We start from the raw sequence: 25,477 nt of genomic DNA, 5'->3' as shown, positions 1-25,477 counted from the left end.
ACGAAGAACCAACATGACAAGAATTTACACGCAAAACTTGAGAACTGAATAGAATTGATGAAAAAGTAGGGTAGAACTGTCACACCTTTTGATCTTTCAATTTTTTCTGACAAGCATGTGACAATCATTTGCTATAAGTAATTGACGCTCATGGATTAACGAATCCAGTCCTGGGCACACGAAAAGAAAAAGCCTCAAGTTGTTGAACTTGAGGCCTTTTTAGATAAATCAATTTTTACTTTTTTGAATGACAAAGCTCAAATCATTGTAGAGCAATAGCTTATATGGTTCGATTCCCAGTGCGGGTTAAACTTACCACTAACAGTATACAGTACTGAGTATTTTCAATTTGCAAAAATAGCCAACGTAAAAGCATTGGTTACCCTTAATGTCCGGGCAAACTTAGGTTGAATCCAGTATGCATAAAATAGATGACCTAATTAGCTTTCTTTTTTAAATAGGAATTTTCGATGCGTAACTCCCCAGGCCGAAATAGCGTCAATTACCCCGCTTAAAGTCTTACCATGTTCCGTTAGCTCATATTCCACAGTTGTCGGTTTCGTAGGCATCACAGTTCGGGCCACTATTTCATTTTGCTCAAGTTCCTGTAACTCTTTAGAGAGCATTTTGGCAGCAATACCTTCTATCCCACGCAGCATATCCATAAAACGCACCTTACCATATAGCAGGAGCCATCCAATAATCTGAATTTTCCATTTCCCCGATAACAAGATCATAGTATCCTTTATCGCAATTAATTGCTCTTTACAATCAGGTACTTGCGGGGCTGGCTTTTTTGCATTCATATAATTCAAAATTACTGTAATCGCTTTATCAATAGCCACTTGATTTCATAAAGGAAACCAGTTTCTAAAAGGTAACAGATAACAATTGTAAAGTTATGTCAAATAATTTTGTGTGTAAATATTTGAACCATGCTGAAAGAAAAAAGAATTTATTGGATAATTACAGTTATTGGAATGGTTTTGATTGTGCTTCCATCCTATTTTGCTCCGCGGGCATACTTAATCGAATCCATACACAGACTTGGCTTCCCTGCTTATTTCAATCTTGAATTAGACATCTGTAAGATCGTGGGTGCGGTAATTATCCTCATCCCTGCTATACCCAGTATGTTTAAAGAATGGGCTTATGTCGCTTTTGGAATATTACTGCTTTCTGCAAGTCTGGGACACTGGCTCGCTGATGGTGCTGCAAAAGGTATGGCACCGTTGATTCCGTTTGCAATACTATGTGTATCCTATTATTATTTCAGAAAACTAAACTATGCCAAATAAAACGCTTGCAGTAATTGCAGCCTTTCTTTTGACATTGATTGTCGCTAATCTATTCGGTGAGCGCAAGACTATAACCGGAATCAATGAAAAGAAAAATAATGATGCCGTTAAAAAAGAAACGCAAAAAAAAATGAAAATAGAAATCTGGAGCGATGTGATGTGCCCGTTTTGCTATATCGGCAAAAGGAATTTTGAAGCTGCCCTGGCGCAATTTCCTGACAGGGAAAATATAGAGGTGGAATGGAAAAGCTTCCTGCTTGATCCTACCATTCCTGAATTACCACAGCATCAGGAAAACATTTACCAGTTTGTGGCTGCACGGAAAGGAATAAGCTATGAGCGGTCAGTTGGCATGCATCAACAGGTAGTAAGGATGGCTAAGGATGCGGGGCTTGAATATCATTTCGATAAAGTGCTTGTCACTAATTCGTTGAAAGCTCATCGCCTGATCCAGATCGCAAAGACGAAAGGACTGGGAGAAAATGCAGAAGAGTGCCTGTTTTATGCATACTTCACAGATGGCCGGAATCTTTCTGATGATGCAGTTTTAACAGAACTGGGAAATGATATAGGTCTGACGAATGCTGAAGTAAAAGAAGCCCTTACCAACCCTGTTTTTCAACATAAGGTGGAAGCAGACGGGGCAGAAGCATACAGGTTGGGGGCAAAAGGAGTTCCTTTCTTTGTGCTGGATCGCAAGTATGCTATCGCTGGCGCTCAGTCTGGTTCTGAAATTCTCAAAGTACTGGAAACTGCTTATGCGCAATGGAAGAAGGATAATTCCGGTCTGTTTCAGGTTGCTCAGGGTACGACCTGTACACCCGGTAATGAGTGTACACATTAATTAATATTAATCAATATAAAATACAAGAGAAATATGAAAAAAACAATAGTCATTATCGGTGCTGGTCCGGGCGTAGGATTTGCCGTGGCAGAAAGATTTGGAAAAGAGGGGTACAATGTTGTGCTGCTTGCGAGAAACGTGGAAAAACTAAATATGCTAAAAGACGATTTGCTGAAAAAAGGCATTCAGGCCGCGTCTTTCCAGGCCGACATATTAGACCGGGAGCATTTAACCCGCTCATTGCAGGAGGTTATCAATTATTACGGTGCAATTGATGTATTGGAATTCAGTCCAACCCCCACCTGGGAAAGTATACGGACAGCGAGAAATATAGATGTAGCGAATGAACAGCATCATCTCGATTACCAGGTACTTGCTGCCATAGCTGCCGTGCAGGCCGTACTCCCACAAATGCTGGAAAGAAAAGACGGCAGCATCTTATTTACTACTGCATCGTCCGCCCAGCATCCCATCAATTTAACGGCCAGCTTCGGCGTTGCCGCAGGAGCGTTATTAAATTATGCGCGGCTGCTTAATATGGACCTGAAGGAGGACAACATATATGCCGGTATTGTGTCCATTGGCGCTCTGGTTGTAAATGAAAACACTCCTGGTGAAAGCAAAGGAGATTTCCCTGAAGGAATGCCAACGATAACAGCAGCTGAGGTTGCAGAAGCGCACTGGAGACTTTATAAGCAGCGGGATGTTGCAGAAATCATCATATCGTAAATTTCGCGAGAAAATTTTCCAGCTATCAAGTAGTCTGCAGCGAAACTGCCTAACTCTCAAGACCAGTGCTTTTTACTTTCAGCCGACGCGATTTCGCATAAATTCCATGATTAGGGAAAAATTAGCTTTCTTAGTTTATAGATACTGGTTAAATCCTCTATCTCCTGGTTCGATAATTCTCTTAAGTGGGGCACGAAAACCAAAAAAAGGCCTCAAGCCATTGAACTTGAGGCTTTTTTAGTTCGAATTAATTTTGATTCCGGGCTACTCAATATTCAAATACCTGTGTCAAGCCCACCTTTTCGCAATACTTTTGTTAGCTGCTGCTTTGTCGTCGGTAAAAGCTGCACTTACTTTTTCAACTCTTTTGACATTGATTTAATAAAACCTGCCTTGTCCTTTTTGACCTCTTTCAACATAGCCTTTCTGTCCTCAGCTATGTGATAATATTTTTCAGCCCATAAATTTATTTCAATCATAATAGGGAGAAGGTCAATTCCCTTGTTGGTTAATTTATACAACACTTTTGCTTTGCTTTCAGGATGGTCTAATTTTTCAATAATCTGATGTTCTTCAAGCACTTGTAATCTTGAGGCTAAAATATTGGTTGCTATTCCTTCGGGTGACTTTAAGAAGTCACCATAGGTACATTCTTTTGCAAACATTAGGTCCCTGATAATCAACAGCGACCACTTATCTCCCCATACATCAAGGGAAAGGCTAACAGGGCAATCCGATCTTTTATTTGACTTACTCATAAAAAATATTATTTAAAATCACTTGCAATTTGAAAGTAGTCTGTATATTTGCACTTGCGATTTGCAAGCGAAATTAATAATTAAGTTTTAAAAATGAAAAAATGAAACAAACAATTTTAATAACAGGAGCATCATCAGGCTTTGGTCTTTTGATTGCGAACAAGCTACATGAAAGTGGCTACAATGTTGTCGGTACAAGCCGCAACCCTGAAAGACATCAGTCCCAAGTCCCTTTCAAATTATTGTCATTGGATATAGCTGATGACGATTCAATTCAATCTTTTGTCAAGAAACTGTTTAGTGAAATCAGTCAGTTGGATGTTTTGATAAACAATGCAGGTTTTTATTTATCGGGACTTGCCGAGGAAACAACAATTGAACAAGGAAGGCAACAATTAGAAACAAACTTTTGGGGAACAGTTAAACTCACTATTGACCTGCTTCCTTATTTTAGAAAGCAACGCTTTGGCAAAATAATTACGGTAGGTTCTATAATGGGGCTGCTTAGTTTTCCAAGTGCTGCTTATTATTCTGCTTCCAAACATGCGCTGGAAGGTTATTTCAAATCCTTGAGATTTGAGTTGAATGAGTTTAACATCAAAGTTGCAATGGTTGAGCCAATGAGTTTTAAAACCAACGTTATTAATAGTTCGGTTGCGGCTGTTGGCAAGATTGATGATTACGCTTCTTATCGCAAAAAAGTTGAAGCATTCGCAAAAAATCTATTTAAGAATTCACCTGAGCCAACACCTGTAATTGATACCGTAATAAAACTGGTGAAAGACAAAAATCCAAAGTTTAATAATCCGGTTGGCAAAGGCGCAGGAGTAATTCTTGCATTACAACACTTTTCTTACAAAACATTTGAAAATTCAATTTTAAACCAAATAAACAAGACGCAACGTGCATAAAATAACTTTAGTTCTCTTTCTATCTCTCGCTTGGATTAGCAAAACATTTACACAAACAAATAATCAAACACAATCAGTCATGATATATCAAAATGTAAAAACGCAAAGAGTTGATGTTGGCGGAACAGATTTCTATTATCGCAAACTAGGGGAGAATAATTCGGACATCCCGATAATTTTTCTCAATCATTTAGCAGCAACAATGGACAACTGTGATCCAAGAATTATGGATGGCTTGGCAACCGCACGTCAAATAATTTGCTTTGACAATCGTGGTATAGGTGCTACAAAAGGCACAACGCCAAAAACAGTTGCTGAAATGGCAAAGGATGCAAGGGCATTTATTCATGCATTGGGTTATGAGAAAGTTGATTTGGTTGGTTTTTCATTAGGTGGTTTCATTACACAAGAGATTTTACTTCAAGAGCCGCATCTTGTTCGTAGAGCTATCATAACAGGAGCAGGTTCTGCCGGGGGTGAGGGAATTAAAAACGTTACGAAGCTTACTTACTTAGATATTTTCAGAGGTCTGCTGACTTTTAAGGATGCGAAGACCTATCTTTTTTTCAATAGAAATGAAAATGGAAAAAAATCTGCAAAGGAGTTTTTGAACCGATTAAAAGAGCGAAAAGAAAATCGTGATGAAAAAATGAAAGTTGGAAATTTTCAAAGACAATTGAAAGCCATACATGCATGGGGCTTGCAGGCAGCACAAGATTTATCAGTGATCAAACAGCCTGTGTTAGTGGCTAATGGCGAAAATGACAGAATGGTTCCAAGCAGCAATACTTCTAACTTAGCTAAGCGTATTCCTAATTCGCAAATCATCATTTATAAAGATGCAGGTCATGGAGGCATATTTCAATATCACGATGAGTTTGTAAAAAGTGCGTTGGAATTTCTATGCAAACAATAAATCACAAACAATTGAAAATAGTAAATAAATGAGCATTCATAGTAAAATGTCCTGGTCCACCTGATGTTGAATTTGCGGCAATACCAATGTTGTGCGTTCGGTTTGTCGTTCTAAGTTAAAAGCAGTTGCTAATTAATTATTCTGCCAAATGCCTTCTCTTAAATGCAGAGGGGTTTTCTCCTGTAACTTTTTTAAATGTTTTATTAAAGTAAGAAATGTTTGCAAAGCCGCTTTCGTAACATGCTTCTGTCACATTCTTGTCTTGCAACAATATTTTTTTTGATTGATTTATACGAAACTGATTTAAAAAGTCTGTGAAGGTATAGTGAGTTGATTTCTTAAAATACCTGCAAAAAGCAGCAGTTGTCAGGTTGCACAACTTTGCAACAGCATTTACATCAATTTCGCTTTGATAGTTAGCTTCGATAAAATGATACACTTTTTGTAACCGCTGTTGTTCTTTTAATAATGATGCACTGGCAATTGGTCTTGCTTTTAGTATTTCTATTTCGTTGCTTTTAGCTAACAAATTAAAAACTTGTAACAAAGTAATGAGTTGTTCAAAATGTGGCAATGAGGTTATTTGCTTTAATTTTTCTCCTGCTAACTTTTTTGTTTTGCCATAAAATACTACACCGCTTTTTGCTTTTTCAAACAGCATTTTTATGGCTGTTATTTCGGGCAATGAAAAAAAGTCTTTTCCTAAAAAGTTTTCTTTCATTTGAATTACTACAGTGTCCACCGTTGCCTTTACTCCATAATCAAAATTTAAATGAGGTATGTTGGGTCCAATTAAGGCAAGGTCACTGCCTTCATATTTTGAAATGTGGTCGCCAATATGGCGGAAGCCACTCTTTGTTTCAACGTAAACTATTTCATATTCAGGATGAAAATGCCAATAAAATATTTCATTCAGATTTGGGGTCAAAAGTATTCTGAACGAGCTATCCCTGTCGGTTGTTATAGATTCTAATTTTGCTTTCATTTGCGCTGATTTTGCAGCATTATTCCTAAAAGTACAAAAATATATCAATACAGTACAAACATCAGCCATTGTAGATGTTGATTAGCCCTCCTTCGCTAAGCTATTTTTGTGTTATCAAAAACAGATTGCGATGCTACAACAAAACTTCACTTCAAATCAATCACCTGTCAAAATTATACAGCCGTCAATAGCTGCTAAAAACAGCTCGCTATCAACAAAAAATGATAGTGAAAAGAAAGTCTGTAAACATAGAAATGAAAATGGGTGGTGTAGCAAAAGCCAAAGGCAATGCTTGTTATTAACTGATTTATTTTTTAAACATTAAATATTGCTATATGGAACAAAAAACAATGGTACCTACAATGATACCCACCATGCTTCCCGATAATGCTCACAAAAACATTCCGGGCAATCCCTCAACTGCAAAGAGCAGTGCTACCAAATTAAATGACCGAAGCAACGGTGAGCCTCTTCGGGTGTTAAGCGAAGCTGACTGGAATTTTTGGATAACCAATGGGTTTATTGTAATAAAAAATGCCGTACCACGGGAACAAGCTTTAGCCACCGCAAATTTTTTATGGGAATTTGAAGAAAAAGACCCCAACAATCCGGACACATGGTATGCACCACCATGGGCTGAAATGAAAATGAAGGAGTTGACTAATACTGGCATGGTTGAAGTTTATAACAATCAGCATTTATGGAATAACCGTATGACACAAAGAGTATATGATGCGTTTAGAGATATTTGGGGCACTGAAAAATTATGGGTAACAATTGATAGGGCAAACCTTAATTTCCCAATTAAGCCAGGTTTTGAACAAAAAGGGTTTATTCATTGGGATTATGACCCCGAAACAAAACCTGTCAATGTGCAAGGTGTATTGGCGTTGGCAGACCAAACTGATGAAAACATGGGTGGCTTTCAATGTATTCCTGAACTGTTCCGTACTTACGATACATGGAAGTTGACACAACCAGAAGACCGTGACCATTTTAAACCTGATACCACAGGTTTTGAATTTGTAAAAGTAAAAATGGAAGCAGGAGACTTGCTTATTTTTAATAGCCTGCAACCGCATGGCATTCGTCCTAACAAGAGCAGCGATAAAGTTCGTATTGCTCAATACATATCTATGATGCCAGCAGAAGAAAACAACGAAGCGTTGCGTCAATGGCGAATCAACTCTTGGAAAGATAGAGTTGCTCCTGAAGGTTATGCTTTTCCCGGCGACCCTCGTAAATGGGAACAAACAAAATATAGAAGAGCTGAATTAAATGAACTTGGTAAAAAATTGTTAGGCTTGGAAAAATGGTAGTTTAAATAATTTGAGTTAGTTAATTGCTGTCAAATTAGATGCTTCATTTAGTTTTTTAAGCAGGATTCTTTGTAGAGTCCTGCTTTTTTATTTTCAAGGTTAGCGGAATGTTCAAATAAGGTGATGCACAACAAAAATATATGCCGTTAACCGGTCTTGACCTAAAAAAACGGCATTGATAATCAATTGACTACTAATGCTCTTACAGAAAAGAATGAACAATTACATTTACTTATGAAGAAGTATTAGCTGGTGCCAGTATGCAATGTTTAAGAATAGGATAATGTAACTTGTCAAAAGAAAATTCAGAATAGAACTGATATGGCAACAACCGATACACTGTTTAACAAGAATATTTTGCGAACCCAAAAAAACCTTCAAATCCAATGACTTGAAGGGGCTTGTAAACTTAATATCAACCGGGTGCCAGTCTTGACAGTTTCTGGTTCTAAAGTCTGTTCTGTAGTCATCTGCAACATTTCATGCCATAATCTGCAACATTTGAGAACCGCCCTTCAAAGAACATCCGGTAATTTTACAGCATTAATTAAAAGAAAGATTGCTGCTATGAAAATACGTTTGCTGCCACAAACCTTCCTGGATTTATCCCTATCTCATATCATTTTGTGGAACATATTGTTAGGCACCCGCACAAAGGATAATTCTTTCGCTTTCCTGGTTTCTACATACAATTAGTACTGACTTTACCCCGGTTAGCCTAGCAGCATTGTTTCATTTTCGATTGTTTTAGCCAATAAACGATGGATGCACCAGGTACCGTAGCCGTAAACACTCACCGTTAATTGAAAGGTTTTTTACAAATAATTTTAGTTGATTATGCATTTAAATTCCCATGTAAAAGTGAAAACATATCGCTCACTTTTGATTTTCCTTTTTTGTGTCAATTCTGCCATTACACAAGCACAAGACCCCAACTTCTACATTTACCTCGCATTTGGGCAATCTAACATGGAAGGTGCAGGTGCTATTGAAAGCCAGGATTCAGTTGGGATAGATGAACGTTTTAAAGTAATGGGCACCCTTGATTGTACTGATGATCACAGACATCAACTGGGAAAATGGACAACAGCCACACCTCCGTTGGTGCGTTGCAGAACAGGCCTGGGTATCTCAGACTACTTCGGAAGAACAATGGTACAGGAACTTCCCTCCGGAATTAAAATAGGGATAGTGGTCGTAGCAATTGGCGGGTCTGATATAGCCCTGTTTGATAAAGTCAACTATGCTTCGTATGTACAATCAGCGCCATCATGGATGAAAGATATTATCAACTCTTATGGCGGTAATCCATATGGTCGACTGGTAGAAGTAGCAAAACTTGCTCAAAAGGAAGGTGTAATTAAAGGAATTATTTTCCACCAGGGCGAAACCAACACAAACAATCCTGAGTGGAAAAATAAAGTCGCAGATGTGGTAAAGAACCTTAAGGCAGATCTTGAATTAGGCGATGTGCCTTTCCTTGCAGGTGAGTTGCTGGCTTCCACTGGCGCATGTTGTAGTTCGCACAATGTGGAAGTGAATAAACTTCCTGCTCTGATCCCAAATGCATATGTTATTTCATCTGCTGATCTCCAGGGAAAGGATGCAGCACATTTTAATTCTGCCTCTTATAGGGAGTTTGGAAAGCGTTACGCGAAAAAAATGATTCAAGTGTTGGGACATATTACCTGTACGACTATTAAAAAGAAAAAATAAATAAGTTATGCGTTTTAGAATAGCAATTATTGTTGGTAAAAGCCTGTTGCTGTTATTTATCATTTCGCTTCAGCCCTCCTGTAAAAAAAGGGTTGACAGTGGTGGTACAACACCTCCGCCAACTGATTCATCTGTTACCGTAGTTACACCGCCAGATCCTGAAATTGCAAAAACAATCGGCTTCTTTTTAAACGATTGGAAGGCTAAAACCTTTACTGCGCCTGCATCTGTTGATGGTGCGGTTCCTGCAACAGGCGCTGCAACAATTACAATAGACGCTTCAACTGTTGTAACTAAAATTCCCACCACCTTGTTTGGCAACAATGCCAATACCTGGACGGGCAATTACACAGATGCAACATTATTAAATCATATTACCAACCAGCATCCTGGTTTTATTCGTTGTCCCGGGGGCAGCATCAGCGATGTATATTTCTGGAACGCACCAAGAGATGTAAAACCTGCCGACGCTCCGGATAGTTTACTGGATGCAGATGGAGTAAAATACGCGGAAAGTTACTGGCATGGAATGAATACAGATTCATGGACATGCACAGTAGATAATTACTACAACATGCTTCAGCAAACAGGTAATAAAGGAATGATAACAGTAAACTATGCCTATGCACGTTATGGCACAAGTGCAGACCCTGTGGCAGCCGCTGCACACCTTGCAGCAGACTGGGTTCGGTATGATAAAGGCAGAACAAAATACTGGGAAATTGGGAATGAAAATTCAGGAAGTTGGGAACCAGGTTACAGAATTGACAAAAACAAAAACAAAGACGGTCAACCAGAGTTCATGAGCGGCGATTTATACGGCAGGCACGTAAAAGTTTTTGTGGATTCTATGAAAAAAGCTGCAATGGAAGTGGGAGCTACTATTTATATCGGTGCACAGCTTGTAGAGCATACGCCCGCCTCGTGGGAACCAACGACTGCAAAAACATGGAATGCAGGTGTACTTCCACAGGTAAATAATGTCGCTGATTTTTTTATTGTACATAACTATTACACAAATTTCAACACCAATGACCCGGCAAATGTAATACTTGCAACGGCTGCTACAGTTACTTCGGACATGACCAATATTCTCTCACAATCGGTAACAGCAGCAGGTGTAACTGCAAAGCCAATCGCACTTACGGAATACAATATTTCTGCTAAGGGTTCTATGCAAGCGGTTTCGCACGTATCGGGTATGCATGCGGTGCTTGTGATAAACGAACTGATGAAGAATAAGTTTGGCTTTGCCTCCCGCTGGGATCTTGCCAATGGCTGGGATAATGGTAATGACATGGGATTATACAACGTGGGTGATGAACCCGGAGCATCCAAATGGAACCCAAGACCTGCATTTTATTACCTGTATTTCTTTCAAAAAATGTTAGGGGACAGGCTGATCAATACTTCTGTAACGGGCGGAAATAACCTTTCTACGTACGCATATTCTTTTAGCTCAGGGCAGGTTGGGTGTACAATTGTTAACCAGTCAACAACCGCGCAAACAGCACAATTGAAATTTAAAAATTTTAACGCGGGTGCAAAGTTCTATTGGTACTCGTTGGTGGGCGGAACAGATGGCGGCGAGTTTTCAAGAAAAGTGTATGTAAACGGCAACGGACCTTCTGGTGTTTCCGGTGGGCCGGCAGATTATACATCATTAAAAGCTTATGCCGGATCAACCTCGGGCGGAATTAAATTAGATATTCCTGCTCGGGCTGTAATATTCATGGTAGTTGAAAAAAAATAAATACCAATTTACGGCTTAAGGAAGGGCTTTACCATATTCACTGGAATTATTCCCGGCGTTAAAAAAGGAAACTCGTCCAAGGATTAAAAGATTCAAATAGAAACAAGAACCCTTCGGACCCAAAAGCTCCTTCAAATCCAATGACCTGAAGGGGATTGTAAATTAAGTCGGGACAAGGACAACTGGATTCAAAGAAATTATCTCCGAATGTTTGTCAATTCCAGTAAATTTGTTACGACAGGTAGAAAGTGCGAATAAGCACGTATAACTGGCACACCTAATTGCTCTTTAAATTTTTGCGACACAAATTTGACACACAAGGCATATAAATAATTGAAGCTCAGGATATTGAGATTCAAGTCCTGGGCACCAAAAAATAAAAGAGCCTCAAGTCATTGAACTTGAGGCTTTTTTAGTTTAAATCAATTTTTACTTTTAGAATGCCAAAGCTCAAATCGTTGTAGAGCAATAGCTTATATGGTTCGATTCACAGTGCGGGTTGAACTTACCGCTAACAGTGTACCGTATTGAGTTTTTTTTCAATTCGCAAAACAGCCAACGTTAAAGCATTAGCGATGTGGAGGTATTGTGTATTCCGTTTGCCCGTGCCGCTGTTAATTGAAGATTCAAAAGCTCATTGTTTATTCTGCTACTTGGCGTTATTCTTCTGCATGAACCGAAGCTGATTAGCGAACAAAAAGTTGAGAATATGTTCGTCGCCCCGCCATATTGCCAATGCAATGTTAGCTGCTGTGCCTCTCATCTGTCAATAGTTTAATTTTATTTTACAATACTTCAAACGTCTTTTCAAGTTTAATCACTTCGTTCTCCAATATCTGAAATGTCCAGGCACCTTTTTTAATTTCCCAATCATATTCAAAACAGAAGTAGTCAAAATTATTTTCGTTTAAATAGCTATTCTTTGTCTCTACGGTTACTGTTGAACTGTCGCCCGTATTCGGGTATGTCAAAAGCGGATGTGAAATTTTACAAGTGAAAGTTACATCAACAAATTTTTCATCAGTATATCCTTCAATAGAATATTCAATGCCAAATTTCAACCCAACAATGCCTTCCAGCTTGTCAGTAGTTTCTATAAATTCTATTGTAGTTGGATAGAGAAGGTATCCAGAAAGACTCTCGTTATTATGCTCTTTCTTCTCTTCGTCTGTTGTCAGCAGACCAAATTTTAGAAGTTTTACCTGTTTAATTTTCTCTTGTTCCACAAGCATTTGTTTTAGTTGACTTATTGTCAAGGTTTGTTTCATGTGCCGTGTCAATGGCATTGCAGTTAACACATAAATATATGCCGTAAACCGGCTTTGGCCTAAATAAATCAATATTGAAAATCTCGCCACCTTTTAGGGAACAAGTCAATTTATTGCGATTGCGGATTTTCAGCGTAAATGGAATAAATATCAGTAATATGAAACCGCTGATAAATATGTAATTATGCTTTAAGAGAAAACCCGTGACTTGTAGCATGTCTTGAACCCGTTCTTTGAGCATGTCCCATTCAGAAGGTTTATCGTCTTCTGAAGAGACTATTGAAGGGGAAATAGCGTCGACTTCGAGTTCCAATGGAGGCAGTGGGGCAATTAGGGGTTCACCAAATATATAAAGCTCATTGTCTACGAGCGCATATCGTTTTACCCGGTGAAGTATCAATTGATTCAATATGCCTACAAAATCTCCATAGCTAATACCATCGCCCAAACAAACTTTTAAAACAGAGGTAGTGTCGTGTGTATATGTTATTTGTTCAATCTCATGCAAAACAAAATTAAGTTTGTTGTTATAATTAAACGTTTCAATAGGCTCACCCATAGGGTCATACCAGAATTCTACCGGGATTATTTTCTTGCCTTTTATGGCGGTCATAACTGTGTATCTTGAAAAGGCTAGAACATTGGGTAAAGGTTTTTTGTCTTGTGGAAGAAATAGTTTAATGCAATTATGTCTAATTATTTCCTGCGGACCCATGATCCATAGTAATATAGGAAGTCCTATCAGGCTGATTAGCCCGGGAACATACAATAATTTTTTTCTGGTCATTTGCTATGAGATGCCAGTAAAGTACATTTCCACATCAAAGGATATTTCTTTTCTGCCATCGCCGCCCCCCTTTTGATTGTTTCACAATATTGCCCGCTACAGTTGGTTTCGCAGGACAGGAAATTTAGAATCGAAGTAATACCGACTTGCCTCGCTAAATCTATTACTTACATGCTAATCTGATTATTAACGGTTTAAGTCTAAAAACAAGCTCCAAATCCTCCATCACCTGGTTCGATAATTCCTATGTAAAGGTTTTGGCTGCACCAAAGCAGAAAAATTATTTTCAGGTTCATATGTGTTTTGAGAATTCGATAGCTTAATGGTTTTTATCACAGATGGGTCAAACTCCTATCAGCAGTCGTCAATATGTTGTTTACCAATATTTACGCTGCAATTCTATTTCAAGTGTATATTATAAGCAACGTACAGGGCTTGCTGCTGTGCTGGTATTTATATTCGTCAGCCAGCAAAGCAGAACCCCATGTTGTACGCCGCTGTCCCTGCCGTAAAGGTTTTTCCATCATAACTTTACTCAGCAGCCGCCTTTGCGAGGGGCACGTTTATAAATTATTTTACCATCTCGTTCTACATAGTCGCCCGATATAATTGGATATGAATCCTTAGGCGCGTACGATACACTAAATACACTATGGCTTCTTATAATTATTTTGTCGTTAACTTTCAGGCTATGCAATTGCTGAAATTCATTAGATTTATCCGGCCCAAAACTAAGAAAATAATCGTACCCATTAATCCTGACCATCACTCCGAAACCTAATCGTGAGCCTGGCGGAAGAGAGGTTACAACAGCTTCCATATACCATTTTTCCCTTTCGGCTTTCATTTCAGCAGCAGAGAGTGGCTTTGGGGCTGATTTTTTAGAAGTTTCATTTTTGATTTCGCTATTAGCAAATACTAGTCCGCTTACCACAACCAGCGGTAAGATCAGCGCATAAATAACTTTTTTCATATTTTTTGTAGGTTTAATTAACAGCTCTATCTCCTGATAAATCAGATCCGTTTAAGGCATTTCTTTTTATTTTTCGTATCCTTTTAAAGTTGGTGCAACAAAAATACTTTGATTTATTTCAGCCTAAGGAATCTGTATTGTAAATAAAAGTGTAAACTTTGTAAATAATATCTTGACATTATGCTTGTTAGAAGAAATCTCCTGCCCGTCAAACGAAAGGAGGCGGCACCTAATTAACAGCCTGGCGCAGTTTAAGCTGTTTATTAAAAAGGATTTTATTTCACCTATCGAAATAACAGAGAACTTCTGTAAACGATTCCGGCAGTTTTTATTAGATAAGTACACAGGCGAAACACCTGATTATTATTATTTGCGGTTTAAATGGGCTGTGAGCGCAGCAAAAAGCGACGGGTATTTTCAAAAGAACCCTTCAGAAAAGGTAAATTCAAAATCGAACCCCAGTAAATTAAATTAAAAAGGGCTGCAAAAGACAGCCCTTTTTAATTTAATTCTTATTTTCAATTCCTAAGTCAGCTTTTCTTTAGTGATCCACTTTCCAACTTCAGGGGCTTTGTAGGTGGCCATTTTTTGTAAAAGTTCTTCAATATTATCACTGACAATCAACATGTCCCTGTTCTCCTTTTTCAAAAAACCATTGTCAACCATATTTTTTGTCAATACGTTCAAACTGTCATAGAAACCATTGATATTTAAAATCGCTACCGGCTTTTCATGCAAACCCAGTTGCGCCCAGGTAAACATTTCAAATAATTCTTCCAATGTCCCAAAAGCACCTGGCAAAGCAATTACGCCATCACACAGATCGTTCATTTTAAGCTTGCGTTCGTGCATACTATTTACTACTACCAACTCAGTCAATTTTTCGTGAGCAAGTTCCTTTTCCTGCAGAAATTTTGGTAATACACCAACAACTTCTCCACCTGCACTTAATGCCCCATCTGCAATCGCGCCCATTAATCCAACCTTTGCGCCGCCATAAACTAACCTAATCCCTTTCTTTGCCAATACCTGCCCAAGCAAATTTGCTTGTTTTTCATAAATTTCATCAACCCCAGAGTTTGCGCCGCAGAAAACAGTAATGCTTTTCATGATTTACAACGGTATTTATACGTTAGATGTGTTAAAGAAAAATGACGAAATTTTCATTGCTTATCTGTTCTGCTTCTTAGCTTCAAATGGCAGATAGACAGATCAATATGAAATTTTCAAAATTAAATAAAAATGGTGATTGCGGAAGCGAAAATAATGAATTTCCGAAAATAAGATACTGGAAGCTTGGGTGAAGTCAGCCGACATTGACAAGTATATTACCTGGTCCTGCGCCCGGTTAAGGATCGCTTATTAGGAATGATAAATTGACAAACGAAAGGAAGAAATAATAAGCAACAAATGTTATCTTCAACAATAAAACAAAATTAAATTCGGTACAGGTGTAATAGAATGCTATTTAAATTTATCGAATGAAAAATATAGATACCTCAGAAATTTTTAAAGGGGTTAATTTATCAGATGCTGAAAGAACACTGGTTGAAAGTAAATTCAATGTATTATCTGTAAAAAAAGGAGACATTATATTAAGCGAGGGACAATATGTACCGTTTCAGTATTTCGTATCAGAAGGGTGCTTAAGGACCTTTTTTATAGGGAAAGACGGTAAAGAATTCACCTTGCAATTTGCCATCAAAGATTGGTGGATCAGCGATTATACGGCCTTCTTCACGGGTGGTCGTTCGATGTTTTATATTGATTGTATTCAGAACGCAGTCATTTGTAAGATCTCCAAAACCAGCATGGAGGAACTATACAGGGAAGTACCTCAAATCGAAACCTTTTTCAGGATCAAAATGGAACGCTTTTTTGGCAGTTTTCAGCGCAGAATACTGTCAGACCTGGCCATGTCTGCCAAAGAAAAATATGTCACCTTCTTAAATACCTATGGTCAAATTGAATCTCAGATCAAGAATTACCATCTGGCCTCCTATTTGGGGATTACCACGGAGAGCCTGAGTAGAATAAGGAAGGAAATAGCCCAGGAAGAGTAATTCTTACCATACATCAATTTTTTTAAATGCCTTCTTATCTAATCTTGTATCAGGATTAGCAATTAAGCCGGTCATTTAAAAAGAAACGATGTTAAACTTTCAATTCAGAAATCCAACAAAGTTATTATTTGGAAAGAACCAGATAGCAAATCTCGCCAGCGAGATCGCTTCGGAAGAGAAGATCTTAGTTCTCTACGGAGGTGGTAGTATTAAGAAAAACGGAATTTACGATCAGGTAACAGATGCACTAAAGAACCATCAGGTACTTGAGTTTGGTGGCATCCCGCCCAATCCGGAATACAGCGTGTTGCTGAAGGCACTTGAGCTTATTAAGAGGGAGAAAATCACCTTTTTACTGGCAGTAGGTGGTGGCTCTGTCATTGATGGCACCAAATTTCTTTCTGCCGCAGCTGCATACCAGGGCACCGATCCCTGGCAAATCATGCAAACAAAGAAAGTTCCGGACAACACGCTGCCTTTTGGCACAGTACTCACGCTACCTGCTACGGGTTCAGAAATGAATTCAAGAGCGGTAATCACCCGGGAGGATACGCAGGAAAAGCTATCCATACGCGTAGATGCTCTTTATCCACGCTTCTCTATTCTCGATCCTCAGGTAATTCAATCCATTCCACAGAACCAGATAGCCAATGGCCTGGCCGATTCTTTCACGCATGTGTTGGAGCAGTACATGACTTACCCGGTAGCGGCATACCTGCAGGACCGCATTGCGGAAAGCATCCTAAAAACCATCATCGAGATTGCCCCAAGAGTGATGTCGGACCCTGCCGATTATGAGGCAGCTGCAAATTATATGTGGTGTTGTACCATGGCTTTGAACGACCTTATTGAAAAGGGAGTACCTACAGATTGGGCCATTCACATGATGGGCCATGAGCTCACAGCATTGTATCATATAGATCATGCCCGAACGCTGGCCATTTTAACGAAGAGTCATTATGAATACAACCTGGAATCCAAAAAGGAAAAACTAGCGCAATATGCTGCCCGTGTTTGGGACATAAAAAAAGGAAGTACGGAAGAAAGGGCTATGCAAGGTATTGAACAAACCGAATGTTTCTTTCACTCACTGGGAATTAAGACAAGACTGTCTGACTATACGCCCGATTATAATGGCACGGCAGAGAAAATAGAGAAGACCTTTTTGGCCAGAGGGTGGGAAAAAATAGGAGAAAACAGAACGCTTACGCCCGGCGATGTAAAGCAAATAGTGGCGATGGCTTACTAAGATCGGTCTGCACTAATCGACCTGAAATAATCACAGAAATGCTCTTTATTACCATACATCAATTTTCCCCCCATCTGGCCATGGTAATTTTGAATTATACAAAATATAGTTAACAACTCTAAAAAACAAATCTCATGCAAAAAGAACTAATCGTTAAATGGAAAATCAAAGAAACAGAAACCGATTCTGTTTTGAAGCTTTTACCCGAACTGGCAGAAAAAACAAAAGCTGAACCTGGCAATATTACTTACAATATTTTTCAGTCGGAAGGCGACAAAAATGAATTCATTTTACATGAGCTCTATCAAAGCGAAGAAGCAGTGGAGGCTCATAAAAACTCGGCACACTATCAGGGCATAGTGGTAAGTCAAATCATTCCACATCTCGAATTACGTGAAGTGCTATTCGTAAAGAAAGTGCTTTAAACTCCTCACAAACATTTATAAAACTTAAAAAATAAAGTATTATGAAAAAGATCTTAATAATTGTTTCCAATGCAAATGTCATTGGGCCAAACAACCGAAGAACAGGTGTCTTTTTACCCGAAGTAGCACACCCTTATGCAGCCTTTGATGCTGCCAGTTACCAGATTGATTTTGCAAGTTTAACTGGTGATACGCCATACCTGGATGCGCTTAACCTGGCAGGCGATCCGCAAAATCTTTCCTTTTTAACCGGAAAAGGGTGGGGGGATATGCAAAAGGCATTGAAACTTTCAGAAGTCAATGTAAGCGCATATGATGCCATCTTTATTCCTGGTGGCCTCGCTCCAATGGTGGATATGCCTGAGGATCCAACACTTAAAGAGGTTATCAAAGATACGTATGAAAGACAAGCAGTAATAGGAGCTGTATGTCACGGACCAGTATCACTTCTTAATGTGAAACTCAGTGATGGCACCTTTTTGCTAAAAGAAAAAAACGTAGTGTCATTTACCAATGAAGAAGAAGAAAAGTATGCAATAGCAGATGTGCCATTCCTGCTTGAAACAGCGCTTACAGATCAGGGTGCAATCTTCCATGCAGCAGAGCCATGGTCTGCAAACAGCATTGTTGATGGCCACCTGGTCACAGGTCAGAATCCTGCTTCTGCCAAAGGTGTCGCAGAAAAGATGATTGCGATTTTGGAAGCATGAAAAGCAAGTTTCAATCGGGCTTACTCATTGTTCAATTAAACAATCGGGTAGCCCGATGTTTTCATTGAATGTCAAAGGCATTTCCACCTTGATCAGGCAAAGCTCAAAGATGAAAGGTATGGAGTACATACAGAAGCCGGATAAGTTTTTTACCTTCTTCTTAATTTTGTTTACTTTTCCACAGAAACGTAAAAAACTTTATGTATGAAAAATAATCCCTATACCGTGTCGCCGCCCGGCGACAGAACACGCTATTATATGAGCGGTCTTTGGACTTTCCTGGCCATGGGCAAAGATACCAATGGTGCATTTGCCCTCATCGATTGCAAAGTGCGAAAAGGTCTTGAACCACCCGGCCATATGCACCTTAATGAAGATGAAGGTTATTATTTATCAGAAGGAGAAGTAGAATTTACAGTAGCAGGGCAGGTGCATTTGCTGAAGGGGGGTGATTATATTCATTTACCTAAAAACATACCACATCAATTTAAGATTAAGAGTGATACTGCCCGGTTTTTGCTGCACTTGTCACCCGCAGGTTTAGACGAATTCTTCTGGCAGCTAAGCCGCCCCGCCGATACAACCGAACTACCGCCATTACCTGCCGGCCCGCCCGCTGCAGAAATTATTGAAAAAATAAAAGCCCTGCAAAAGCAGTATGGCATTGTTGGTATGGACCACAGCCAGATGAAAGCAACCTCGTAATCAGTTGGCATGGCAATTAATCAAAACCTGTGGAATACTCCAAGAGTTGAGATGTAAACCTACCGATCAATAGAACGACGAAGCTTTGTTGTTGTAGGCAGACGGTCTGTTCAGTATTTTGTCAAACCCTGGTGTACTCCCTCTTCCGTTGGCGGGCATTCATAGTAATCATTAATCCTGACCCATGCCCCTTTGTTTTGAGGATCAAAGGTGTAATCCCTGATCAGCTTTGAATTAAATATCATAGTGGGAAAACTGTATCCAGGGAGAGAAATAATCCCTCTTGCCAATTGCATTTCAGAAATGAATTCCATCCAAAATTCATCGATGAGATCAATACGCTTGGCTACTATACTTGAAAACCAGAACTTGTTACCTCTAAAGCCAGTCACTCGTTCATAGCCGATTTCTTCCATTCCAAACCGTTTCTTTCGTATCAGCTTTTCATCATCAATTGTGAATCCCGTGTCAAGGAATGCCACTTTTAACAATTCCAAAAAGAGTTGGTTACCCTTCTCTGCAGTTAATCTCATTCTTCTTCTGTTTAGGCGGTTAAGATATTAAAATATGACTGGCTATGCAAGCTATTTTCCTTGCAAGTTGCAAGCCTTCATATTGGATTTAATTTTTAGTGTTTATTTTTGAAACAACACAATATATTTATTTGTTGACCGTATTTTCTCTTGAATAATAATCTAACCAATGGGATGTTACATTTTTTCATACGGCATTAAAACGGAAGAAATACAAAAGGTATTTGGCTCAAATGACAATGCATTATTGGACCGGGTTCAATCTCATAAAACTTTTAAGTCGTATGCGGAAGGAATCGGGGCCAGGGGGCTTTCAATTGGTTTGAAGGACATTTCTACTTATCTTCCTGGGGACAATTTGGATAGTAGCCTTGATGGTTATGCCTTCCTCTGTATCTGTGCATCGGTGGGAACCCAGCTTCCGTATCGTCAGGAAATTAAATTGGGTGCTGGCACAGACAAAATATCTGAAGTACTGACTGTGGATATACAAAAGTTACTGGTCGAAAATGGCCATTTTTTCCCTCTTTCCAAAGTAACAGAGCCAGGCATTAGCCTCATAACGCTTGAAGAATTGAAAATTATTAAAAACAGGCTGTCTTCTGTTCATATCACCGACGAAAAAATGAAGGAACTGGCAGACATGGGGGATTTAGATGAAGACCTGCGCGGGCTGATTGAAAACATCAACTATTGTGTAGACCATGGTCTCGATATGATCTCGTTTTGTCATTAATCAGGGGCTGAATCCCGAGCTTTTTGGGGAAGCTTACAAGATCTTCTATAACGCCCTGACGTGTTTCAGAAAGTGTGTAAATGAAAAAGGCTGCCAAAAATTACTTTTGACAGCCCCTAACCAACAACAAATTATTTTTACTTGATACAAGGTGTAAACGATTGCACAAATTCAGTGGTCACGTTATTTCCACCACATTTGCCTGGCACCCAGGTGCCTGATTTAAGATAAACGCGTAATACTTCTTTTTCATTAGCGTTGGGCTCTTTCACTTCGGCATCGCCACGTACAGGCACGGCTTTTTTGATCTCTCCTGTAGCATCAATGATCATTTTAATTTTGACATTGCAGTCTACCGAAGCATCAAGATTTGCTTCATTGAGATTTTTATTTACAAACTGCAACCATGCTGGCGAACCTCCCGGATATTCCGGCGATTTTTCTACGCCGGTATATACAGTTAGCTTTAGCGCAGGATCATAATAGGTCGTGCATCCGAAAGCCGGTTGAGGATCGTGCGCTGTTTTGATCGATGGATGGGACCATAATGAAGAAAAAGAAGAAAATAAAAGGGCAAAATAAGTAATCAGGTTCATACGATATATTAGATTTAGGGCCATTCTTTATGGAAAAGCCGCGCTAATATAGAGTTTTTTTATTACCGGTCAAATGTCCCTGTCTTTCTTAGTTTACATGTACGGTTTCATCTCATCTTCTATATTCTGTCTCAGTGCCATTAACTTTTTGGCATAATTCTCCATTTCAATAGCTGCGGGTGCTTCCGGTACCCATTTAGGTACTGGTACTGTTTTGCCATTATCATCCACGGCCGCAAATACCATCACACAGTGGGTGGTTTTTATTCTTTCTTTACGACGCGGGTTGCCGGCCTGCACATTAATAGCGATATGCATGCTGGTGTTGCCGGTATAAATAACAGTAGCAGTAATTTCCACCATATCGCCAATAGAGATGGGCTTGAAAAAACGGATACCGCCAACGTATATTGTTACACAATATTGCCCGCTCCAGTTGGCTGCACAGGCATAACCTGCCTGGTCAATCCATTTCATTACAGCGCCTCCATGTACTTTTCCTCCAAAATTAACATCTGACGGCTCCGCAAGGAACCGGAGCGTTACGGTATTGCTGATTGGCTCAATCATAATTATATGTTGCCGCCAATATAAGGCAGAATATTTATTTTTAGAAATAAGACAAAGATTTGTTCATTAACACTTCTTATCATTAGCGAGGGACGTTGCATAAATAGCGACAGACGTCCTGCCGAAGGCAACATTTAACCCAATCTTTTTGACTTTTGTCTAAAGTTGACAAGAAAGCATAGGGGCTGATCTTTTGGATCAGCCCCGGGTTAATAATATTCCAAATTTTGAAGTTATTTTTTAGATACCGTCTGTTGCTTCAACTGTAGTATTTCTGCATCACTCAGTACACGGTTATAAACGGTCACATCATCAATAGCACACCTGAATACATTGGGGCCAATGGTATTGCCATCTAAACCTATTCTAAAGGAATTGGTGGAAGCATTGGACGTAATTGTTCCGGTAAAGGCCGGGCTGCCCGCACTCGCGCCATCTTTATAAAATTTCATGGTGGTTCCGTCATAGCTCATGGCAATGAAGATCCACTCATTTGTAGTAGTGGGTAACACGCCATTATTAGAGTAAACGTATTTTCCTCCGTCGATCACTGTATAAAGCTGGCCGGCGCTACTCACCCCGAAGATGTACCCGGTAGGATAATACTTGCTTACTATCGACGACGAGATCAGATTGTCATATTTGATCCATGCCGCTATCGTAAGTGGCTGGCTTACCTGGGCAGCTGTATTGCTGCTGGAATAGGCCTGACCATTGCCGCCTACAAAATAATATGCCCTGTTGGCCACACCGAAACGGTCTGAGTAAACGCTATCTGTTCCTGTGTACAGCGTGAGATTGAAACCATTTCCGCTGGCATCATTCACATTATTGCTGAAAGGGTAGTAACATATCAGTCCGCTGCGTGGAATATCTGCCAGCACTTCAAAGCTGGTGGTGCTGTTAGCCTGCAAATTGCCTATAGTAACCGAAATCTTTCCCGTAGTGGCGCCAGCGGGAACCTTTACTTTTATTTGCGTGGCGTTTGCACTGATGACTGATGCCGTTGCATTACCGCCAAACTTTACGATATTGTCTGTAAGCGTAGATGAAAAATTACTTCCCGAAATAATTATAGTATCACCTGCCAATCCGATTACCGGCGAAAATGAACTGATCACTGGTGCTACCGTCACTGTAAAATCTGACGATGAGGAAACTGATTGACCATTTATTGTTACAGATATTTTTCCGGTGGTAGCCAAATCTGGTACAGTTACCACCAGTTGTGAGTCGGATGCCGCCGATACAGTTGCCTTAATATCATTGAACTTTACAACATCCAAAGAAGGGTTCTTATCAAACGAGGAACCAGAAATGGTAACGGTAGTACCTACCGGTCCAGATGCCGGTGTAAATGATTTGATCATGGGGGCTGTGCTACCTGAAGATGGCGTATCATCTTTTTTACAGGCCGCGAAAAGTGCAATCAGGAAAACAGAAAATAAAGTAAATTTTTGATTCATACGATACGGGTTTGAGAAATAATATATATTATTATTCAAAGATTTAGATCCGGGATACTATCGGTTCCCATTAACGGAAGTACCATTAAATTATTATTACTTAACCGGATTATAAACCTCGATAAAATATTACAAGAGTGGCCTTCAGCATTTTACACAAATCACGGAAACTGACTATTCTTATGGGTGCCTACGGAGCGAATAAATAATCTTGTAATTACTCAAACAAAAATCCCCAATGAACAATCATTGGGGATAATCATTTGAGCTATTTCGATCTTAGAGATCTGTTGAGGATGTAGCATTATTCGGTAATAGAAACTGGTTCATATAAGGTCCATCGGCCCAGCGATTGTCTTTCCAGATATTGTTGTTACCGCTTTGTGCATTATAATCGGGAATTGACCAGCTGGGATTATGATACACCGCATTGGTATAATCTTTATCCTCCGCATCTGTTGACCATTTCCAGCGATTGCCGGTAACAGTCGTATTTGTTACAGGCACAGCCAGCGGTGCATGCAACGCAACACCATAACCATGCAGAATAAAATAATTGTTGTTTATCGTAACATGATCATAGCCATCATAACCATTCTGATCGCCGTCTGAATACATACCTATCAAACCCGATAAACCGGCATCGGGACCATAGGGTCCATTAAACTCCATATGATTACGTGAGAAGTTCAGGTAGTACTGTCCACCCCAGGTTTGAATACCATCAATATGATCGCCAGATCCAGCCGCTGCCGGGTCGGGGGTTATCCAGCATTCGGTAACAGTTACATGGTCTGAATAAACATTCTCTAACCCGCTATGCGGAAAATAGCAACGGTTTACGATTGCTGCCGCGGGTTGCATATTCCATTTGCGGCCACCGGTATTAAAAGCGGTGAGTTCACAATACAACGCTGCTACGCCGCCGCCATCGCCAGTGGGGTGGTTGGCCAGCAGGCTTCCTTTAGAACCACGCAATACCAGCCAGCCTGAGCTCACCGTAATTTCTGAAGTTACGTTTGCTCCCTGCAATACTACGGTTCCTGCCGGAAAAGTAAAACCATCAATTGTTTCGCCGCCGGCGCCTACTGTACGGGCCAGGCTACCCCAGCCACTCAATGCTTTGCCGGTAAATGTTCCGCCCGGTACGGTAGTAAGGGAAGTGATAGAGATACCGGCCGGGCCCACCATGGCAGTGGTAAGCTGCGAACCATGTGTAATGCCTCCAGTGTTCTGCGTAGTAATATTAACCACATTACTGGCTGCAGAACGATTGCCATAGCCATCTTTTGCTTTCACATAAAAGCTGTAGGCCGTGCCCTGGTTTAAGCCTGAAACAGAAAAAGAAGTGGTTGTAACGGTGTATAACAATGTTCCATTGCTGTATATTTCATAACCGGTAACCCCAACATCGTCGGTTGAGGCAGACCAGCTAAGCGTTACGTCGCTGCCAGTGATGTTCGATGCGGTGAGGTTACCCGGTGTCGTTGGAGCAATTGAATCGGCTTGTCGGGGAACAAATTCAATGTCGCGGTAGTAATTGCTGTTGTTATACGAGCTGGTAGGAAAACTTCCTGCTTTATAAACATATACCCCGTTGTTGCCGGCAATGCTGCTTAAAGGGCCGTTTGTAATAGCTGCGCCCATTTCACCGCCGGTAGCTGCATATTTGGTAACCGCATTTACCGAAATAACATAAGTGGTATCGGCTCCAATGTGAAAAGGAGTATCTAATACAACGGTTTGCCAGCCGGTATCCTTTTCATTGGTAAAAGTAGCGCTCTTCAATAATACGCCGCTTGCAGACCATAAACGGCCAATATGCGTGCCTGTTTCACCGGCTGGTTTAAAATACTTGAATTTTGTAATTGTACCGGGAGCAGTTGATTTAAATTTCATTCCCAATTCAACCGGGGTATCAGAGTCTGTTGATGCCGGTCGTTGCGTGGTGAAAACGGTATACGGTCCCGCAGCCGCCAACTGGGCTTTTTCATTTGCTGGTGAATCAAGGTCTCTTTTACAGCCAGCTAATAATAATGTGATAGAAAGGACAGGTATAAGTGTGTTGCCTAAAACACTACTGGTTTTTTTCATAAAGTAAGATTATTATGTCTGGCATAACAACAACTGTACCTGTTCGCTGGAATGTGGAGAATATTTAAAAAAC

Annotated in this window: 27 protein-coding genes; 15 read left to right on the top strand and 12 right to left on the bottom strand. The window is 39.9% G+C overall.

The genetic code is table 11. From position 1 onward, the window contains the following. Positions 1–440 precede the first annotated feature (440 nt). Complete coding sequence (locus tag A3860_RS27645; protein WP_081152633.1) at positions 441–806, bottom strand: winged helix-turn-helix transcriptional regulator; 366 nt, start codon at positions 804–806, stop codon at positions 441–443. Between the two features lie 129 nt (positions 807–935). On the opposite strand from A3860_RS27645, the gene A3860_RS27640 reads away from it, so the two are divergent. From A3860_RS27640 to A3860_RS27630, 3 genes are read left to right on the top strand one after another with little or no spacing between them, the layout of a single operon-like run. Beyond that, positions 936–1,298 (top strand): DoxX family protein, encoded by a 363-nt coding sequence (locus A3860_RS27640; RefSeq protein WP_081152630.1) that lies wholly within the window; start codon positions 936–938, stop codon positions 1,296–1,298. Then, positions 1,288–2,142 (top strand): DsbA family oxidoreductase, encoded by an 855-nt coding sequence (locus A3860_RS27635; protein WP_245843642.1) that lies wholly within the window; start codon positions 1,288–1,290, stop codon positions 2,140–2,142. The genes A3860_RS27640 and A3860_RS27635 overlap by 11 nt, the downstream gene beginning before the upstream one ends. A gap of 33 nt (positions 2,143–2,175) precedes the next feature. Further along, positions 2,176–2,871 (top strand): SDR family NAD(P)-dependent oxidoreductase, encoded by a 696-nt coding sequence (locus A3860_RS27630; protein ID WP_081152628.1) that lies wholly within the window; start codon positions 2,176–2,178, stop codon positions 2,869–2,871. 350 nt (positions 2,872–3,221) lie between these two features. Here the strand turns inward: A3860_RS27630 and A3860_RS27625 are convergent, their stop codons facing one another. Further along, the gene (locus tag A3860_RS27625; protein ID WP_081152626.1) at positions 3,222–3,629 is read right to left on the bottom strand and encodes a winged helix-turn-helix transcriptional regulator; all 408 of its coding nucleotides are present in this window, start codon (positions 3,627–3,629) and stop codon (positions 3,222–3,224) included. A gap of 101 nt (positions 3,630–3,730) precedes the next feature. Here A3860_RS27625 and A3860_RS27620 point away from each other — a divergent pair, with 101 nt between their 5' ends. Beyond that, a complete protein-coding gene (locus A3860_RS27620) occupies positions 3,731–4,540 on the top strand; it encodes an SDR family NAD(P)-dependent oxidoreductase (protein ID WP_081152624.1) in 810 nt (269 codons plus the stop codon). Next, positions 4,533–5,456, top strand: a complete 924-nt coding sequence (locus A3860_RS27615; protein WP_216823513.1) for an alpha/beta fold hydrolase — start codon at positions 4,533–4,535, stop codon at positions 5,454–5,456. Before A3860_RS27620 ends, A3860_RS27615 begins: the two co-directional genes overlap by 8 nt. 136 nt (positions 5,457–5,592) lie before the next feature. On the opposite strand, the gene A3860_RS27610 is transcribed toward A3860_RS27615, so the two are convergent. Then, entirely contained in the window at positions 5,593–6,441 is an 849-nt protein-coding gene (locus A3860_RS27610; protein ID WP_081152620.1) for an AraC family transcriptional regulator, read from the bottom strand. 335 nt (positions 6,442–6,776) lie between these two features. Between A3860_RS27610 and A3860_RS27605 the strand changes: the two genes are divergently transcribed. The 3 genes from A3860_RS27605 (at position 6,777) to A3860_RS27595 (ending at position 11,229) form a co-directional block, all read left to right on the top strand. Further along, positions 6,777–7,760 carry a phytanoyl-CoA dioxygenase family protein gene (locus A3860_RS27605; protein WP_081152617.1) on the top strand — a complete coding sequence of 328 codons (984 nt, stop codon included), beginning with the start codon at positions 6,777–6,779 and terminating at the stop codon, positions 7,758–7,760. An 837-nt stretch (positions 7,761–8,597) separates the two neighbouring features. Beyond that, positions 8,598–9,476, top strand: coding sequence for a sialate O-acetylesterase (locus A3860_RS27600; protein ID WP_081152614.1), 879 nt, complete (start codon positions 8,598–8,600; stop codon positions 9,474–9,476). Positions 9,477–9,483: 7 nt separating this feature from the next. Then, positions 9,484–11,229, top strand: a complete 1,746-nt coding sequence (locus A3860_RS27595) for an alpha-L-arabinofuranosidase (RefSeq protein ID WP_081152612.1) — start codon at positions 9,484–9,486, stop codon at positions 11,227–11,229. 785 nt (positions 11,230–12,014) lie between these two features. On the opposite strand, the gene A3860_RS27590 is transcribed toward A3860_RS27595, so the two are convergent. The 3 genes from A3860_RS27590 to A3860_RS27580 form a co-directional block, all read right to left on the bottom strand. After that, positions 12,015–12,455, bottom strand: a complete 441-nt coding sequence (locus A3860_RS27590) for a DUF3859 domain-containing protein (RefSeq protein ID WP_158085379.1) — start codon at positions 12,453–12,455, stop codon at positions 12,015–12,017. Next, positions 12,436–13,284 carry a hypothetical protein gene (locus tag A3860_RS27585; protein ID WP_081152607.1) on the bottom strand — a complete coding sequence of 283 codons (849 nt, stop codon included), beginning with the start codon at positions 13,282–13,284 and terminating at the stop codon, positions 12,436–12,438. Before A3860_RS27585 ends, A3860_RS27590 begins: the two co-directional genes overlap by 20 nt. Before the next feature lie 535 nt (positions 13,285–13,819). Beyond that, positions 13,820–14,257 carry a hypothetical protein gene (locus A3860_RS27580; protein ID WP_081152605.1) on the bottom strand — a complete coding sequence of 146 codons (438 nt, stop codon included), beginning with the start codon at positions 14,255–14,257 and terminating at the stop codon, positions 13,820–13,822. Between the two features lie 172 nt (positions 14,258–14,429). Between A3860_RS27580 and A3860_RS42330 the strand changes: the two genes are divergently transcribed. Beyond that, positions 14,430–14,732, top strand: a complete 303-nt coding sequence (locus tag A3860_RS42330) for a phage integrase SAM-like domain-containing protein (protein WP_158085377.1) — start codon at positions 14,430–14,432, stop codon at positions 14,730–14,732. A 50-nt stretch (positions 14,733–14,782) separates the two neighbouring features. On the opposite strand, the gene A3860_RS27570 is transcribed toward A3860_RS42330, so the two are convergent. Then, positions 14,783–15,367 carry an LOG family protein gene (locus A3860_RS27570; protein WP_081152599.1) on the bottom strand — a complete coding sequence of 195 codons (585 nt, stop codon included), beginning with the start codon at positions 15,365–15,367 and terminating at the stop codon, positions 14,783–14,785. Positions 15,368–15,738: 371 nt separating this feature from the next. Here A3860_RS27570 and A3860_RS27565 point away from each other — a divergent pair, with 371 nt between their 5' ends. From A3860_RS27565 to A3860_RS27545, 5 genes are all read left to right on the top strand, one after another. Then, entirely contained in the window at positions 15,739–16,320 is a 582-nt protein-coding gene (locus A3860_RS27565) for a Crp/Fnr family transcriptional regulator (protein ID WP_081152596.1), read from the top strand. Positions 16,321–16,408: 88 nt separating this feature from the next. After that, the gene (locus tag A3860_RS27560; RefSeq protein ID WP_081152593.1) at positions 16,409–17,569 is read left to right on the top strand and encodes an iron-containing alcohol dehydrogenase; all 1,161 of its coding nucleotides are present in this window, start codon (positions 16,409–16,411) and stop codon (positions 17,567–17,569) included. 134 nt (positions 17,570–17,703) lie between these two features. After that, a complete protein-coding gene (locus A3860_RS27555; protein WP_081152590.1) occupies positions 17,704–17,994 on the top strand; it encodes a putative quinol monooxygenase in 291 nt (96 codons plus the stop codon). 41 nt (positions 17,995–18,035) lie between these two features. After that, on the top strand, positions 18,036–18,704 hold the full coding sequence (locus tag A3860_RS27550; RefSeq protein ID WP_245843641.1) for a type 1 glutamine amidotransferase domain-containing protein: 669 nt from the start codon (positions 18,036–18,038) through the stop codon (positions 18,702–18,704). Positions 18,705–18,908: 204 nt separating this feature from the next. Continuing rightward, a complete protein-coding gene (locus A3860_RS27545; protein ID WP_081152584.1) occupies positions 18,909–19,409 on the top strand; it encodes a cupin domain-containing protein in 501 nt (166 codons plus the stop codon). 110 nt (positions 19,410–19,519) lie between these two features. Here A3860_RS27545 and A3860_RS27540 read toward each other — a convergent pair whose 3' ends face one another. Then, the gene (locus tag A3860_RS27540) at positions 19,520–19,942 is read right to left on the bottom strand and encodes a hypothetical protein (RefSeq protein WP_081152581.1); all 423 of its coding nucleotides are present in this window, start codon (positions 19,940–19,942) and stop codon (positions 19,520–19,522) included. A 169-nt stretch (positions 19,943–20,111) separates the two neighbouring features. Between A3860_RS27540 and A3860_RS27535 the strand changes: the two genes are divergently transcribed. Then, positions 20,112–20,678 (top strand): DUF7691 family protein, encoded by a 567-nt coding sequence (locus tag A3860_RS27535; protein WP_081152578.1) that lies wholly within the window; start codon positions 20,112–20,114, stop codon positions 20,676–20,678. Between the two features lie 137 nt (positions 20,679–20,815). On the opposite strand, the gene A3860_RS27530 is transcribed toward A3860_RS27535, so the two are convergent. From A3860_RS27530 to A3860_RS27515, 4 genes are all read right to left on the bottom strand, one after another. After that, the gene (locus A3860_RS27530) at positions 20,816–21,274 is read right to left on the bottom strand and encodes a hypothetical protein (RefSeq protein ID WP_081152576.1); all 459 of its coding nucleotides are present in this window, start codon (positions 21,272–21,274) and stop codon (positions 20,816–20,818) included. Between the two features lie 93 nt (positions 21,275–21,367). Then, on the bottom strand, positions 21,368–21,844 hold the full coding sequence (locus tag A3860_RS27525) for an acyl-CoA thioesterase (protein ID WP_081152573.1): 477 nt from the start codon (positions 21,842–21,844) through the stop codon (positions 21,368–21,370). A gap of 233 nt (positions 21,845–22,077) precedes the next feature. Continuing rightward, positions 22,078–23,310 (bottom strand): IPT/TIG domain-containing protein, encoded by a 1,233-nt coding sequence (locus A3860_RS27520; RefSeq protein WP_081152570.1) that lies wholly within the window; start codon positions 23,308–23,310, stop codon positions 22,078–22,080. A 279-nt stretch (positions 23,311–23,589) separates the two neighbouring features. Then, on the bottom strand, positions 23,590–25,404 hold the full coding sequence (locus tag A3860_RS27515) for a DUF4082 domain-containing protein (protein WP_081152567.1): 1,815 nt from the start codon (positions 25,402–25,404) through the stop codon (positions 23,590–23,592). Between the last annotated feature and the right edge of the window lie 73 nt (positions 25,405–25,477).

Origin of the sequence: Niastella vici (assembly GCF_002077945.1) — a bacterium.
GTDB classification, from domain to species: Bacteria; Bacteroidota; Bacteroidia; order Chitinophagales; family Chitinophagaceae; genus Niastella; species Niastella vici.
The sequence above is the reverse complement of the archived record's forward strand: the minus strand, read 5'-3'. Positions and strand labels throughout refer to the sequence as shown.